The organism is Pseudomonas sp. IPO3778 (assembly GCF_013386825.1).
Lineage (GTDB): Bacteria > Pseudomonadota > Gammaproteobacteria > Pseudomonadales > Pseudomonadaceae > Aquipseudomonas.
Genome location: NZ_JACARC010000021.1, coordinates 184,166 through 198,412 on the forward strand (window position 1 = coordinate 184,166; position 14,247 = coordinate 198,412).

15 protein-coding genes are annotated in these 14,247 nt (G+C 62.1%); 5 read left to right on the forward strand and 10 right to left on the reverse strand.

Going from position 1 to position 14,247, the window contains the following annotated elements:
* Positions 1-51 precede the first annotated feature (51 nt).
* Complete coding sequence (locus HX855_RS09730) at positions 52-555, forward strand: methylated-DNA--[protein]-cysteine S-methyltransferase (protein WP_177082659.1); 504 nt, start codon at positions 52-54, stop codon at positions 553-555.
* Here the strand turns inward: HX855_RS09730 and HX855_RS09735 are convergent.
* Entirely contained in the window at positions 460-1,335 is an 876-nt protein-coding gene (locus HX855_RS09735) for a GNAT family N-acetyltransferase (RefSeq protein WP_177082661.1), read from the reverse strand. The two genes, HX855_RS09730 and HX855_RS09735, sit on opposite strands and share 96 nt — an antisense overlap.
* A 178-nt stretch (positions 1,336-1,513) precedes the next feature.
* On the opposite strand from HX855_RS09735, the gene HX855_RS09740 reads away from it, so the two are divergent.
* Positions 1,514-1,930, forward strand: a complete 417-nt coding sequence (locus HX855_RS09740; RefSeq protein WP_177082663.1) for a low affinity iron permease family protein — start codon at positions 1,514-1,516, stop codon at positions 1,928-1,930.
* A gap of 56 nt (positions 1,931-1,986) precedes the next feature.
* On the opposite strand, the gene HX855_RS09745 is transcribed toward HX855_RS09740, so the two are convergent.
* The 3 genes from HX855_RS09745 to HX855_RS09755 form a co-directional block, all read right to left on the reverse strand.
* Positions 1,987-2,514 carry a DUF4142 domain-containing protein gene (locus HX855_RS09745; protein ID WP_177082665.1) on the reverse strand — a complete coding sequence of 176 codons (528 nt, stop codon included), beginning with the start codon at positions 2,512-2,514 and terminating at the stop codon, positions 1,987-1,989.
* Positions 2,515-2,625: 111 nt separating this feature from the next.
* On the reverse strand, positions 2,626-3,264 hold the full coding sequence (locus HX855_RS09750; protein WP_177082667.1) for a LysE family translocator: 639 nt from the start codon (positions 3,262-3,264) through the stop codon (positions 2,626-2,628).
* Between the two features lie 232 nt (positions 3,265-3,496).
* Complete coding sequence (locus HX855_RS09755; protein ID WP_375140071.1) at positions 3,497-4,414, reverse strand: LysR family transcriptional regulator; 918 nt, start codon at positions 4,412-4,414, stop codon at positions 3,497-3,499.
* Between the two features lie 77 nt (positions 4,415-4,491).
* Here HX855_RS09755 and HX855_RS09760 point away from each other — a divergent pair, with 77 nt between their 5' ends.
* Positions 4,492-4,980, forward strand: a complete 489-nt coding sequence (locus HX855_RS09760; RefSeq protein ID WP_177082677.1) for a DMT family transporter — start codon at positions 4,492-4,494, stop codon at positions 4,978-4,980.
* On the opposite strand, the gene HX855_RS09765 is transcribed toward HX855_RS09760, so the two are convergent.
* The 5 genes from HX855_RS09765 to HX855_RS09785 all read right to left on the reverse strand — a co-directional run bounded on the left by HX855_RS09765 (position 4,981) and on the right by HX855_RS09785 (position 10,325).
* On the reverse strand, positions 4,981-6,312 hold the full coding sequence (locus HX855_RS09765) for an MFS transporter (RefSeq protein ID WP_177082679.1): 1,332 nt from the start codon (positions 6,310-6,312) through the stop codon (positions 4,981-4,983). It abuts the gene before it with no gap.
* A gap of 61 nt (positions 6,313-6,373) precedes the next feature.
* A complete protein-coding gene (locus HX855_RS09770) occupies positions 6,374-7,312 on the reverse strand; it encodes a hydroxymethylglutaryl-CoA lyase (RefSeq protein ID WP_177082681.1) in 939 nt (312 codons plus the stop codon).
* Positions 7,309-8,502 (reverse strand): CaiB/BaiF CoA-transferase family protein, encoded by a 1,194-nt coding sequence (locus HX855_RS09775; RefSeq protein WP_177082683.1) that lies wholly within the window; start codon positions 8,500-8,502, stop codon positions 7,309-7,311. The genes HX855_RS09770 and HX855_RS09775 overlap by 4 nt, the downstream gene beginning before the upstream one ends.
* Before the next feature lie 236 nt (positions 8,503-8,738).
* Positions 8,739-9,650, reverse strand: coding sequence for a LysR substrate-binding domain-containing protein (locus HX855_RS09780; RefSeq protein ID WP_177082685.1), 912 nt, complete (start codon positions 9,648-9,650; stop codon positions 8,739-8,741).
* Positions 9,651-10,325: an NAD(P)H-binding protein gene (locus HX855_RS09785; protein WP_177082687.1), complete on the reverse strand. Its 675-nt coding sequence runs from the start codon at positions 10,323-10,325 to the stop codon at positions 9,651-9,653.
* A 115-nt stretch (positions 10,326-10,440) separates the two neighbouring features.
* Here HX855_RS09785 and HX855_RS09790 point away from each other — a divergent pair, with 115 nt between their 5' ends.
* Positions 10,441-11,628, forward strand: a complete 1,188-nt coding sequence (locus tag HX855_RS09790; RefSeq protein WP_177082690.1) for an MFS transporter — start codon at positions 10,441-10,443, stop codon at positions 11,626-11,628.
* Here HX855_RS09790 and yiaY read toward each other — a convergent pair.
* On the reverse strand, positions 11,595-12,743 hold the full coding sequence (gene yiaY / locus HX855_RS09795) for an L-threonine dehydrogenase (RefSeq protein ID WP_177082692.1): 1,149 nt from the start codon (positions 12,741-12,743) through the stop codon (positions 11,595-11,597). The two genes, HX855_RS09790 and yiaY, sit on opposite strands and share 34 nt — an antisense overlap.
* 127 nt (positions 12,744-12,870) lie before the next feature.
* Here yiaY and HX855_RS09800 point away from each other — a divergent pair, with 127 nt between their 5' ends.
* The gene (locus tag HX855_RS09800; RefSeq protein ID WP_177082694.1) at positions 12,871-13,887 is read left to right on the forward strand and encodes a DUF4917 family protein; all 1,017 of its coding nucleotides are present in this window, start codon (positions 12,871-12,873) and stop codon (positions 13,885-13,887) included.
* Positions 13,888-14,247: the final 360 nt, after the last annotated feature.

The following is a 14,247-nucleotide window of genomic DNA, read 5'->3' on the forward strand; positions in this document are numbered from 1 at the left end:
CATGGACCGGCGAATTTACAGTAGCTTCATACCCCCTCAAGGAGCCCGACCATGTCCTATGAATACACCCTCATGCCCTCCCCCGTCGGCCAACTGACCCTTGTGGCCCGTGACGGAAAACTCACCGCCATCCTGTGGGAAAAAGAGCGCCCCAACCGTGTTCGACTGGGCGCCCTGCAAGAGGTCAACAACAGCCCGGTGCTGCTGGAAACCCAGCGGCAGTTGAAGGAGTACTTCGCCGGTACCCGCAACCGTTTCGAGCTGGACCTGGACTTTGCCGGCACCGACTTCCAGAAGAAGGTCTGGCAGGCACTGCTGACCATTCCGTTCGGAGAAACCCGCAGCTACAGCCAGATCGCCGTCCAGATCGGCCACCCCAAGGCAGTGCGGGCGGTAGGCGCGGCCAACGGGCGCAACCCGATTTCGATTGTTGCGCCGTGCCATCGGGTCATTGGTGCGTCAGGCGGTCTGACCGGGTTCGCCGGCGGGCTTGAAGCCAAGCAGTATCTGTTGGAACTGGAGGACGCGGAGGCCGCAAAAGTCGCCCTCTACTGACACCGGGACGACAGGGCCACGAAAAAAAGCCTGGTACCCGAACAACCTTACGAACCCCAGCTTTCGATAAAGCGAGACACCCGCCGGCGTGGCCTCAAGAAAGCATTGCCGGGCGCCCAAGGCCCGGGCGTAAGCCAGTGCAGCGTGAATCAACTGTGTGGCATAGCCTTTGCCGCGAGCGGCTATCTCAGTGCCGATATCGTTCAGCCTGGCCACCCCCTCGCACATCGACAACGTCAACGAACACACCACCACAGTGTTGACTGACAGTGTGAAGTGGTAAAAGCCTTGATCGCTGTCCAGGGCCCTCTGATGCTGGGCCTGATAGTTGGCAATGCCACCCTCCGGCAGCCCGAAGGCGTTGCCTACCGGGCCGGCCCAGTCGCTCAAGTGCTGCGTCAGGTTGACCCGAGCTTGGCGGTCTGCCGGCAGTGGCGTAAACGTCGACAAATCAAGACACATTGCCGTGGTCTTTTCAAACGCAACGAGGCCTGAATCCGTCAGCGCCTGCCAAAGGCCTTCGACCTCGTCGTCATGAATCACGACATGTACTCCCAACGGGGTGCGACGGATCAGGTCCTGGGCCTCCAGCATGGCTTCATCCAACGCGCCGCTGCCCACCCGGATAGACAACAGGTTCCATGGGGCCGGATCTACCGCGCTAAAATAGGCATTTACACTCGAGCTATAGCGACGATGCAAAGGACAGACTGCCGCCAAAAAATGCGCTTCGGTCTGGTGATACTGCGTGGTCGCATCGCTGGCTACGGTGGAGTGCATGGGGCAAGTCCGGAGAAAAGCCCAGTCTTCCCCTCGCCGCTTCAGGACACCGTAGGATCACTCCGAAAGGCTCAACAAAAAAACGGACAACGTTATTCAGTCTTCCAATTGTAAAAAGAAATTTCAGAGCGCGCCCGCGGTCAGTATTTTCATTACCCCCCTTTAAAGGAACACGGTCATGAAATTCTCCGCCATCTCACAGTCCCTGTCCCGCTGGGCAGGCAGCGCCCGCACGTTCTATGCGGCAGTGGGATTGATCATCCTGTGGAGTTTGAGCGGGCCCTATTTCCACTACAACGACACGTGGCAGCTGATCATCAACACGTCCACCACCATCATCACTTTCCTGATGGTGTTCCTGATCCAGAACACGCAAAACCGCGACAACGACATTTTGCATATCAAGATCGACGAACTGCTGCGCGCCACCAAGGACGCGCAAAACGCCGTGTTGAGCCTGGATGGCCTGGATCGCAAGCAGCTTGAGACATTGCGCAAGGAATACAAAACCATGGGCGAGAGCGAAACCATCACCGTTGCCAACCTGACGACAACGGAAGGCGAACAACCGAAGACCGATCTGAACCAGGCATAAAAAAACGGCGGCTGGAGTGATCCGGCCGCCGTTTTGTCAGGGCGTACTCAAGGCAATCAACCGTCGCCCTGGTGACCTTTTCCGTAAGTCGACGCCAGCGCCCGGGCTTTCTCCAGGCGCTCTTCCAACCTGGGCAGGGTCTCATCCACCAGGGCCTTTATTTCCGGGATATCCGACTCGGCGCCTTCCTGCTTGAACAGGGCGATCGCGTCTTCATTGGCCTTGACCTGCTCGGCGGTGTAGGCAGCATCAAAGGAATCACCCTCCTTGAGCTTCGGCATCAGCGATTCAGCCTTGTCGACGATCTTGTCCCGTGGCGCCACCGGCAGATCGAGCTTCTTGGCAATGGCCGCCAAGTGCTGATTGGCCAGGGTGCGTTCGTTGATGACTTCGATGGTGTAGTCCTTGATCTCCTGGGACGAGGTCTTGGCGTGTGCCATGCGGCTGGTCTCGATATCGGCCATGCCCTTGGCCGAAGCCTGCTCGATGAAATCGGCAGGCGACTGGGCGAAAGCACTGCTGGCGCCGAGGCCCAGCAGCATCGCGAAACTGGCGGTGCGTAACCGGATAGCCATGCGGCTCATGATAGGTTCCTCCACGTAATAAACAGGTGCAGGGAAATAAACCCCGCCCTGAATCTGAATTTTCAGGGCGCTAAAGGTTTAGAAAAAACTTGCCAGTGCGACGAACGGTCGTCAAGCCTTGCTGCCAAACAGGCCCGGCAACGCATGTGCCAGGGCGTTGATGGCGAAGCCGATAAACATCACGCCACACAGCCGGGTGATCATCACTTCATGACGCTGATACACCGTGCGCACCCGTTGCGCGCCGACCACGCCGATCAGGATCGCGTACGCCACCAGGCCACCGATAAAGCTCAGGAAGATCAACCACGGCAGCATCGACCAGGTCAGCAGTTCAGCACGGCTGGAGAGCAAGGCGGTGAAGGTCGCTACCGCTACCGGGTAGGCCTTGGGGTTGGTCAGGCCGAAGATAATGCCGTGCCAGAACGGCTGGCGTGCCGCGCCCTGTGGTGATTCCCCGCTGCGGCGCTGGGTGCGGATCGCGCGCCAGCCGAGCCAGAACAGGTACAGGCCGCTGAGCACACCCAACACGTCAAACGCGCTGCTGCCGATTTCCCGCGCGCCGACGATCGCAATCAACGCCGTACTGCACCACACCACATCACCCAACAGATGCCCGCAGAGAAAGCCGGCACCGGCACGACGACCGCGAGCGGCGCCGATACCAAAAACGGCCAGTACACCGGGACCGGGCGTGATGCCGTAGATAAAGCCCGAGGCGAGGACGGCGAACAGCAGGGATGGGGTCATGGAAGGCGCTCTGACAGACGGTTATCGGGTGGATGGATTCTGCCTGTTCTATTGCTACGGGTAAAACTTCATTCTGCCGAGGCTTTCCTGTGGCGAGGGAGCTTGCTCCCGCTGGGCTGCGAAGCAGCCCTAAACCGATCGACGCGATCTTTCAGGACGATGGCGGCTGACTTGCCAGGGCCGCTTCGCGCCCCAACGGGAGCAAGCTCCCTCGCCACAGAAACCGTGCGTGCTAAAGGTTATGGGTGAGCAGCACGCCATGCACCTGCCCATTCAACCACTGCAACGCCGGGTCTGCGCCCCGCCGCGAATGCCACGCCAGCACAAACGCAAACGACGGAATGTGAAACGGTGGCGGCACGGCCAACAGTTGCTCGTGATCAATGTTAAGCAGCCCGCGAGACGACACGGTAAGGATCAAATCCGTACCCGGGATCAACTGCGGCGCCACGCCCCAATGGGGCAAGCTGATCGCCACGTGCCGGCGCTCGCGAATCGCCGTCAGCGCCCGTTCGATTTCCGGCGTGCCGCTGCCGCGCATTTCCAGCAATACGTGGGGCCGCGCCAGGTAGGTGGGCAAGTCGAGCACGCCGCTTTGGGGCAGGCTCGCACGGTCCACCAGGCATACGTAATGCTCTTCGAATAAAGGCGTATTGCGCAGTTCGGCCGGCATGTCGGGAAACACCCCGGCGGCCAGGTCGATATCGCCGTTGAGCACCCCATCCAGCATGCCTTCGCGACTGGCCTGGATAATCTGCAAATCAATCCCCGGCGCTTCCCGGCGCAAGGTGCGCACCAACCCCGGTAAAAAAATCGCCGCGCTGTAGTCCGACATGGCCACCCGAAAGGTGCGTTTGGCTGACGCCGGATCAAAGCGATTCGGCGCCAGCAGCGCTTGCACCTGGGCCAGCGCTTCCGCCAGCGGCATCGCCAGCTCCAGCGCGCGAGCGGTGGGCACCAACGAACTGCCCTGGCGCACCAACAGCGGATCCCCAAGCACATCCCGCAACCGCGCCAGGGCGTGGCTCACTGCCGGCTGGCTCAAGTGCAGGCGCTCGGCAGCGCGGGTCACGTGCTGCTCGCTGAGCAAGGCGTCGAGGATCACCAGCAGGTTGAGGTCGATACGTCGAAGATCATTCATCAGCTGCATGTTCTGCATAAGAACTTGGAATTTAAATTTGCGTGACGAATGGCCTAGAGTCCAGCAAAACCTCTGGGAGATTGATCATGACGACGTTGCATTGGGTAGGTCTGTTGCTGTTGGCGGCGTTCGCCGGGGCGGTGGTGCCGTTTCAAAGTGTGATCAATGCCAACCTGGGACGCGGCCTGGGCCATCCGTTATGGGCCACCCTCGCCTCGCTGCTGGTGAGCATCATCGTGCTGCTGCCGGTGATCCTGGCCCTGCGCCTGCCGCTGCCCAGCCTTGGGTTTATCACCCAGGCGCCGCTGTGGATATGGAGCGGCGGTGCGTTCGGCGTGTGCTTTATTTCGCTGGCGTTGATCCTGATGCCCAAGCTCGGTGCCTCGGGGTTTATTGCCCTGGCGATGGCCGGGCAAATCGTCGCCTCGTTGATGCTGGACCACTTCGGCCTGTTCGGGCTGGTGGAGCGCCAATTGACCGCGCCCCGGTTGATCGGGGCGTTGATGTTGATTGGCGGTGTGGCACTGATTCAGTTCAGCGCCACGCCCACCCGATCGCTGGTAACTGCCGGCTGATCAGTGCTTGTCGAGGGTGCGCAGTTTCTGCGGCAGGCCCCACAGCAACAGCGCCGCCGCCAGCAACGCACACACGCCGATGACATACAGCGCCGGCGTGGTGCTGCCGGTGAGGTCCTTGATCCGGCCGACCATCACGGGGCTGACGATGCCGCCGAACTGGCCCAGGGTGTTGATCACCGCAATCCCGCCCGCCGCGCCGGCTCCGGCACCGGCCAACAGCTTGGGCGGCAAGGTCCAGAAGGTCGGAATCGAGGCAATGATCCCGGCGCCCAGCAGGCTCAGGGCGACGATCAGGAACGTGGTGTGATCGGCAAAGATTCCCGCGCAAAAGAACCCCACCGCGCCCAGCGCCACCAAGCCACTGACAAACTTGCGGCGCTCACCCGTAGCGTCGGACAAGCGCCCGATCACCACCATGCTGATGGCCCCGCAGATGTAGGGAATCGCCGTCAGCAGGCCGATCATCACCGGGCTCTGGGTGCCGGCGCTGCGGATCAGTTGCGGCGCCCAGAAGTTCAGGCCGTAGGACGCCACCTGGATCAGGAAGTAGATAAAGCCGAGCATCAGGAAGCCGGGAATACGCAGCGCCGCCAGCAGCGAGCCACCGCTCTTGTGGGGTTCATGCACGGCAATGCGGCTGGCCAGCAAGGTCTTCTCCGACGGGGTCAGCCAGTGGGCGTCCTCGATGCGGTCCTTGAGCAGCTTGAGCACCAGGAACCCCAGGCCCACGCAAGGCAAACCACCGAGCAAAAACAACCAGTGCCAGCCGCGCATTTGCAGCACGCCGTCGAGGTGTTCCAGCACCAGCCCGGAGAACGGCGCCCCCACCAGCCCGGCAAATGCGGAGGCCAGGAACAGCATCGAAGTGATGCGCCCCCGGTAGTGCTGGGGGAACCACAGCGTCAGGTAATACAACACGCCCGGCGCGAACCCTGCCTCCATCGCACCGATGATGAAACGCAGCCCGTAGAACTGCCACTCAGCCGTGACAAACACCATGGCTGCCGTCGCCAGCCCCCACGACATCATGATGCGGGCGATCCAGCGGCGGGCGCCGACCTTGTACAGCATCATGTTGCTCGGCACTTCGAAGATCACATAGCCGACCACGAACAGCCCGGCGCCGAGGCCGTAGGCGGTGTCGCTCAGGCTCAGGTCGGTCTGCAGCTGGAACTTGGCGAAGCTGATGTTGATGCGGTCAAAAAACGCGAACAAGTAGCAGACCATGATCAGCGGCATCAGGCGCCAGGCGACCTTGCTGACCAGGGCTTTTTCGGCATCGTGTTCAGCGGCCGGGCGCACGCCGGCCTCCAACGTATTAAGGCTCATTGTTTCTCTCCAGCGGACTGCTCGCAGGGCGTCCGATTGTTTTTGTTGTCTGGTGGGCGGTTTACAAGGTGGCGATGTAGGCCGGTGGCGGATGCAGGTCGCAATTGCGCCCGGCCTTGGCCACCTGGCCTGGCAGTTCGTGGCCGAGCAAGGCCGGTAATTGTCGCGACATCTGCAGCAGGTGCGGCAGGTCGACGCCGGTGTGAATCCCGACTTCTTCGCACAGGTTGACCAGGTCTTCGGTGCAGATATTGCCCGAGGCGCCAGGCGCAAACGGGCAGCCGCCGAGGCCGCCCAATGCGGCATCAAAGCGGCGGGCACCGGCCTCATAGGCGGCCAGCACATTGCACAAACCCAGGCCGCGGGTGTTGTGGAAATGCAGGGTCAAATCACTGGCTGGAACCCGTTCCAGCACGCGCTTGACCAAGCGCTCCACCTGACGCGGATTGGCCATGCCGGTGGTGTCCGCCAGGCTGATGCCCTGGATGCCCAGCTCGCGGTAGGCATCCACTAATTGCAGCACGCGGTCTTCGTCGATCTTGCCTTCGAACGGGCAGCCGAAGGTGGTGGCGATGCTGCCGTTGAGGCGCACCGGGTAGTCGGCAGCAAAACTCACGATGTCGCCAAACGCTGCCAACGAGGCCTCGCAGCGCATGCGCATATTGGCCAGGTTGTGGGTCTGGCTGGCGGACATCACCAGGTTCAACTCATCGGCCCGGGACTCGATGGCCCGTTGGGCGCCCTTGAGGTTGGGGATCAACGCCACGTAGATCACCCCGGGACGGCGGGTAATGCCCTGGAACACCTGCTCACCGTCGCGCAACGCGGGAATGGCCTTGGGCGACACGAACGAACCGGCTTCTATCCGGGAAAAACCGGCGAGGGACAGTTGATCGATCAGGGCGATCTTGTCGACAGTCTCAACCCAGGTCGGCTCGATTTGCAGGCCGTCCCGGGGCGAGACTTCCTGCACGATCAAGGCATCGGAATCGTTTTTCATTGCACCACTCCTGAAGTTTTCAGGCGTTGAATGTCTGCGCCGGTCAAGCCCAGGTCGCCGAGGATCGAGTCGGTGTGCTGGCCCAGACTCGGGCCCTGCCAGTTCACCGCGCCAGGGGTTTCCGACAGTTTGGGCACAATGCCGGGCATCTTCACGGTCAGGCCGCCGGGCAGGTCGGCGCTGAGCAGCATGTCGCGGGCCTGGTAGTGCGGGTCGGTGACGATATCGGCCACGGAGTAGATGCGCCCTGCCGGTACTTCGGCGGCTTCCAGGGCGCTGAGCACCTGGTCGATGGGCAGGCTGCTGGTCCAGTGGGTGATGGCGGCGTCGAGCAGGCCACTTTTGGCGGCGCGGCCGTCGTTGTGGGCAAATTCGGGGGCTTCGGCCAGGTCGGCGCGGCCGATGGTGAGCATCAGGCGCTTGTAGATCGGGTCGCTGTTGCCGGCGATCACCACGTAGGCGCCATCGGCGGTCAGGTAGGTGTTGGACGGTGCAATGCCCGGCAAGGCGCCGCCGCTGCGTTCGCGCACATGGCCGAGCATGTCGTATTCCGGCACGAGGCTTTCCATCAGGTTGAATACGCTTTCGGCCAGGGACACGTCGACGATCTGGCCATCGCCCTGGCCGGTCTTGACCCGCAGCAGCGACATCAGCGCGCCGATCACCCCGTGCAGCGACGCCAGTGAATCGCCGAGGCTCACGCCCACCCGCGCCGGTGGTGAATCCGGGTTGCCGGTGGTGTAGCGAATCCCGCCCATGGCCTCGCCGATGGCACCGAAGCCCGGGCGATCGCGGTAAGGGCCGGTCTGGCCGTAGCCGGAGATGCGCACCAGGGTCAGCTTGGGGTTGAGGGCGTGCAGCACGTCCCAGCCGAGACCGAGTTTTTCCAGGCCACCGGGGCGCAGGTTTTCGATCAGCACGTCGGCGTCGCCCAGCAGTTGCTTGACCAGGTCCAGGCCTTCTGCGGACTTGAGGTCCAGGGCCAGGGACTTCTTGTTGCGCGATTGCAGGTACCACCACAGCGACGTGCCTTGGTGCAGCTTTCGCCATTTGCGAAGCGGATCGCCCTGGCCCATGGCTTCGATCTTGATCACCTCGGCGCCAAACTCGGCCATCAGCCGGGCGGCGAACGGCGCGGCAATCAGGGTGCCGATCTCGATCACCTTGATACCGCTCAGGGGAGCCGTCATGGGGTGTACCTCTTGTTCTTGGAATGTGGGGCCAAGGCTAGAGGACACCGGCAGTAGAAAGCCAACCGTCAGTTGGCAACGAGCGTTCGCGAAAGGCGAAGGCTCGGGGATTTTGGGCGCTCTTTAAATCGCTATCGCGGGCAAGCCCGGCTCCCACAGGGGATCGATTTTTCCCCAAACAACGCGGTCAACTGTGGGAGCCGGGCTTGCCCGCGATGAGGCCTGCAGCGTTTCGCTCAGCCCTGCTCCCGACGCAAATAATCGAACAACAACCGACTCACCGGCGACAACTGCGCCTCATCACGCACCACCAGAATCAGGCTGCGGTCCGACCATGCATCCGTCAGCGGCACCGCATGCAACCCCAACGCCCGGCCAAACAGTTCATAGGCCTTTTGCGGCAGGATACCAATGCCCATATTCGCCTGGACCATCCGGCACATCGCATCAAAGCCCGGCACGTGGATCCGCAGGCGCAGCACCTTGCCCGCCTCCCGCGCCGCCGCGTGGGTACGCATGTTGATCGAACTGGCGGAATGCAGCCCCACGTAATCGCTGTCCAGGGTCTCGACGAAGGCCAATGCCTTGCGCGTCGCCAACGGGTGATCCGCCGGCATCAGCACCACCAGCTTGTCCCGCCGATAGGTCACGCCGGGCAAACCTTTGGTGTCGGTATCGCTGGAACAGATGCCCAGGTCCGCAACCCCATCGATCACGCCCTGGACCACGCCATTGCTGGGCCGCTCTTCCAGGTCGGCTTTCACCTGGGGGTGCAGCGCGGAAAAGTCGCGCAAGTCTTCAGGCAGGAACTGAATGATCGCCGAGAGATTCGCCAGCATCCGCACATAACCGCGCACCCCATGGCTGTGTTCCCCCAGCTCCAGGCCCATCTTCTCGACGTTGAACAGCATCTGCCGCGCATGGTGCAACAAGGTCTCGCCGGCGGCCGTGAGGTGCATGCCCTTGGCCTGGCGCACAAACAGGCTCACGCCCAACACCTGCTCCAGCTCCATCAAGCGCTTGCTGGCGGCCGAAACCGCAATGGCTTCACGGGCGGCGGCGCGGGTCAGCGTGCCCTCTTCATGCACCGCCACAAACAGTTGCAGGGTGATCAGGTCGAGGCGACGGACCAGGCTTTTATGCAGCATCTAGACGCGCTCGGTGGCCAGGCGATTGATATCGGCCTGCTCCACAACAGGCGTCGGGGCGCCGTGCCGGACTGCCGAGAGCATTGCGCGGCCAACGGTTTCCGTGCTCACGACCCAGTCCGGGCGCAGGCGTCGGAACAACGACAACAGCGGGCCGAGGACGGTGTAGAACGTCTGGTAAACCGGGGTTTTCGAACGCACGCCGTGCAGCGGCTGGATTACGCCCGGACGGAACAGGTACACCGCCTTGAACGGCAGGCGCAGCAAGGCGTTTTCGGTCTTGCCCTTGATCCGCGCCCACATGGTTTTACCGGTTTCGCTGCTGTCGGTACCGGCGCCGGACACGTAGATAAAGGTCATCTGCGGATTGAGCCGCGCCAGGGTACTGGCGGCCACCAGGGTCAGGTCGTAGCTCAAATGGGTGTACTTGGCTTCGTCCAGGCCCACCGAGGACACGCCCAGGCAAAAGAAGCACGCATCGAAACCTTGCAGCAGGTGCTCCAGGGGCTGGAAATCGAACATGTCGGCATGCAGCACCTGGTGCAACTTGCCGTGCTCCTGGGTCAGCGCGGTGCGACCGACAGCCACCACTTCCTGCACGTCACCGGCCAGCAGGCACTCACGCAACACGCCCTGGCCGACCATGCCGGTGGCGCCGAATAATAGAACTCTCATAAGGTTGGTTCCTAAGCGACAAGCGGTTAGCTTCAGGCTGCCAGCTAGAGACAAACACACTAGCAGCTTGTAGCTTGCGGCTTGCAGCTTACTGCTCAACAGGATTTTTTGCCCCTTGAAAAGCACCACCACCCTCGCCATCGCCTGCAGCGCGGCCTTTCTGTCCCAGGTTGGCATCAGCAGTTACCTACCCGCCGTACCGGCGATTGCCCACGCATTGCCTGCTGCCGAGGACCAGGTGGCACTGGCCCTGGCGGTGTATTTGATCGGCATGGCGCTGCCGATGCTGCTCTGGGGCAGCCTCGGTGAGCGGGTTGGCAGAAAGCCGGTGCTGCTGGCGGCGTTGGCGCTGTATGCCCTGGCCAGTGCGGCGATTCCGTCCGCCTACAACCTCGAATCGTTTCTTGGCCTGCGGCTGGTTCAAGGGCTCGGCGCGGGCGGTGTGTCGGTGATGGCGCGGGTGTTGGTTCGCGACAGTTTCAGCGGTGCGCTGTTGGCCAAGGGGTTGTCGTGGCTGGGGATGACGTTCGTGATCGCGTTGGGCATCGGGCAGTTTGTGGGCTCGCTGTTGCAGGTGGCGTTTGGCTGGGAAGCGATCTTTTATGGGCTGTCGATGGCGGCTGCCGGCTTGATGATTGCGCTGCAACGGGTGGTGTTTCCGACACTGGAAAAAGCCGCCGGGCACGTCTCGGCGTGGCGCATCTACGGCACGATCCTGCGCCATCCGGCGTTCCTGCGCCCAGCACTGGCGGGGGGCTTGGGTTACGGGGTGATCATCGCCTTCAACACCTGCGCACCATTGATCTTGCAGGGCCATTTCCAGTGGAGCGCAGCGCAGTATGGCTGGCTCGGCTGGCCGATCAGCGGGGCGTATCTGGCGGGGGCGTTGATGGTCAATCGCCTGGTCGCCCGCACCGGGCGCCTGTCGATGATGAGTTGGGGCGTGGCGTTGGTGCTGTGCGGCAGCGCGACGATGTTGCTGGGCAGCCTGTTTGCCAATGGCCTGGCGATCCTGCTGTGGCTGCCCTACTGCCTGGCGGTGTTCGGGCAGTCGATGAGTTATCCCATCAGCCTGTCGCTGGCCAATGATGAGTCGCCGGTGAGCGGCTCCTACGCCATGGCCCTGAGCGGGTTTATGCATCAGTTGATGGCGGCGGCCATCGGTGGTGTGGCCAGCCTGTTGGCGAGTCAGCAGGCCTGGCCGTTGGCGGTGTTGTGCGGGGTGCTGGCGGGCGGCGCACTGCTGAGCGTCGCCCTGATGAGAGCCGATCAAAACGCGCTGCGAAAGATCTCCTCAATCTGACGCTGATCCGCCCGCCGTGGGTTGGTCAAACCGCAGGCGTCCTTCAGGGCGTTGGTCGCCAGCAGCGGGATGTCCTGCAACTTGGCGCCCAGTTCACGCAGGCCGGCGGGAATCTCCACATCCTGGGACAAACTGCGAATCGCCGCGATGGCCGCCTGGGCGCCCTCTTCCGCCGACGAGCCCTTGATGTCGGCGCCCAACGCCCGGGCCACATGGCTCAGGCGTTCGGCACTGACGCTGGCGTTGAAACTTTGCACATGGGGTAACAGCACCGCGTTGCACACGCCGTGGGGCAAGTCGTACAGGCCACCCAACTGGTGCGCCATGGCGTGCACGAACCCCAGGGACGCATTGTTGAAGGCCATGCCGGCGAGGAACTGCGCGTACGCCATGTTCTCCCGGGCGGCCATGTCTTGACCGTCGCGTACCGCACTGCGCAGGTTGGCGCTGATCAGTTCGATGGCCTTGATCGCGCACGCATCGGTGATCGGGTTGGCAGCGGTGGACACGTAGGCTTCGATCGCGTGGGTGAGCGCGTCCATGCCGGTGGCGGCGGTCAGGCCCTTGGGCATGCCGACCATCAGCGCCGGGTCGTTGACCGACAGCAGCGGCGTGACGTTGCGGTCGACGATGGCCATTTTCACGTGGCGGGTTTCGTCGGTGATGATGCAAAAGCGGGTCATTTCGCTGGCGGTGCCGGCGGTGGTGTTGATCGCCACCAGTGGCAGTTGCGGCTTGGCCGACTGGTCGACGCCTTCGTAGTCGCCGATGTGCCCGCCGTTGGTCGCACACAGGGCGATGCCCTTGGCGCAGTCATGGGGCGAACCGCCACCCAGGGACACCACAAAATCACAGGCGCTCTGTTGCAGCAGGGCCAGGCCTTTTTCAACGTTATCGACATTCGGGTTGGGCTTGGCGCCGTCGTAGATCACCGAGTCGATGTCCTGCATCGCGAGTTTCTCGGCGATCATGCTGGCCACACCGACTTTGGCCAACCCCGCATCGGTGACGATCAGCGCCTTGCGGAAACCGTAGTTGCGAATGGCGGTCATGGCGTCGTCGAGGCAGTCGATGCCCATGATGTTGACGGCGGGAATGAAGAAGGTGCTGCTCATGGTGGCTAAACCTCTAAAGTCGTTATACCTACAGCATCGACTCCGATTGCCTGCGGCATCTTGACCAGGATCAACGCCCGCTCGTGATAAAGTCACCGCCCAGCCGATTTTGAGTAGACCCGCCGCAATGAAGGATTCCCAGGATTTTGATGCCCACCTAGAAGACTGGAACGCCTTGCGCAGCAGTGCCGCCTTCAGCGGGATCCTGATCGGCAACGGCGCCAGCCGCGCAGTGTGGGAAGACTTTGCCTACGACTCGCTGTTCGAAAACGCCCGCACCGTGGAAGAAAAACCCCTGAGCCAGTCCGAGCTCAGTGTGTTTGACGCGATGCAGACCCGCAGTTTCGAACAGGTGCTGGGGGCACTGAAGACCACCAGTCGGGTGAACAAGGCCCTGGCGGTCAGTTCGGCGGCGCCGCGTAATCGCTACTACGCGATCAAGGAAGCGCTGATCAACACGATCCACAGCGTGCACATTCCCTGGCGCCTGGTGAAGCCTTCGACGCTGGCGACGATTCATGAAGAGTTGGCGAGTTACCCGACGGTGTTCACCAGCAATTACGACCTGCTCAACTACTGGGCGATCCTGCAGGCGCAGGGCATTGATGATCTGTTTCGCAGTGCCGATGCGAGTTTTGACCTGCGTAATACTGGCTGCGACACCACGCGCATTTTGTATCTGCATGGTGGTCTGCACCTGGTGCGTAACCTTGATGGTACGGCGCGTAAATTGCCGACCACCGACAGCACGTTGCTCAGCAGTTTTGCGATCAATAACACGATCAAGACGCTGGATGATGTGCCGTTGTTTGTCAGCGAGGGCAAGGTTGAGGAGAAGCTGAAGACCATTCGCAGTTCTGACTATTTGTCGTTTTGTTATGAGCAGTTGTTGAGCCATGAGGGTGGGCTGTGCATCTTCGGGCATCACCTGGGTGCGCAAGATGTGCATCTGGTGCAGGCGATTCGGCAGGCGAAGATCAGCACGTTGGCGATTTCGGTGTTTGGCCGCAGTGCGGGGTTTATTCAGCAGCAGAAGCGGCGGTTTGCCGAGCTGTTTGAGGGGATGGAGGTGGAGTTGCGGTTTTTTGATGCGCGCAGTCATGCGCTTGGGAAATCGGGGCTTTCGGTGCCGGTAGAACGGTGATTGGGGGGCGGGGTTGGGTGTACATATCCGTTATTTAGGTAACGGCCACTTAGGGTTCCGCTCTTACAGCGGGTCACTTTTGGCAAACGCCCCAAAAGTAACCAAAAGGTCTTTGCCCCACCACTCGGTGCCTCGCCTAGGCTCGGCATGCCCGCACTCCGGCCCGGCTCCGCGGGCCGCCGCGACGGCCCGTCCCTGGCCCGTCGCGGCTAAATCGGCATCCTTGCCGATTTACCCGCTCCACCGTGCCTACTTGCGGCCATCGTGGTTAACGGGGCCCGCAGATCAAGATCAAAAGCAAGAGCACAGCGGCCTACCGGCCGGCTTGAGTGTGTGAAAGCAAGAGTAACGGCAATAGCA

Coding starts and splice junctions, on each gene's coding strand:
- HX855_RS09730 (WP_177082659.1), top strand. CDS start 52: ATGTCCTATGAATACACCCTCATGCCCTCCCCCGTCGGCCAACTGACC.
- HX855_RS09735 (WP_177082661.1), bottom strand. CDS start 1,335: ATGCACTCCACCGTAGCCAGCGATGCGACCACGCAGTATCACCAGACC.
- HX855_RS09740 (WP_177082663.1), top strand. CDS start 1,514: ATGAAATTCTCCGCCATCTCACAGTCCCTGTCCCGCTGGGCAGGCAGC.
- HX855_RS09745 (WP_177082665.1), bottom strand. CDS start 2,514: ATGAGCCGCATGGCTATCCGGTTACGCACCGCCAGTTTCGCGATGCTG.
- HX855_RS09750 (WP_177082667.1), bottom strand. CDS start 3,264: ATGACCCCATCCCTGCTGTTCGCCGTCCTCGCCTCGGGCTTTATCTAC.
- HX855_RS09755 (WP_375140071.1), bottom strand. CDS start 4,414: ATGCAGCTGATGAATGATCTTCGACGTATCGACCTCAACCTGCTGGTG.
- HX855_RS09760 (WP_177082677.1), top strand. CDS start 4,492: ATGACGACGTTGCATTGGGTAGGTCTGTTGCTGTTGGCGGCGTTCGCC.
- HX855_RS09765 (WP_177082679.1), bottom strand. CDS start 6,312: ATGAGCCTTAATACGTTGGAGGCCGGCGTGCGCCCGGCCGCTGAACAC.
- HX855_RS09770 (WP_177082681.1), bottom strand. CDS start 7,312: ATGAAAAACGATTCCGATGCCTTGATCGTGCAGGAAGTCTCGCCCCGG.
- HX855_RS09775 (WP_177082683.1), bottom strand. CDS start 8,502: ATGACGGCTCCCCTGAGCGGTATCAAGGTGATCGAGATCGGCACCCTG.
- HX855_RS09780 (WP_177082685.1), bottom strand. CDS start 9,650: ATGCTGCATAAAAGCCTGGTCCGTCGCCTCGACCTGATCACCCTGCAA.
- HX855_RS09785 (WP_177082687.1), bottom strand. CDS start 10,325: ATGAGAGTTCTATTATTCGGCGCCACCGGCATGGTCGGCCAGGGCGTG.
- yiaY (WP_177082692.1), bottom strand. CDS start 12,743: ATGAGCAGCACCTTCTTCATTCCCGCCGTCAACATCATGGGCATCGAC.
- HX855_RS09800 (WP_177082694.1), top strand. CDS start 12,871: ATGAAGGATTCCCAGGATTTTGATGCCCACCTAGAAGACTGGAACGCC.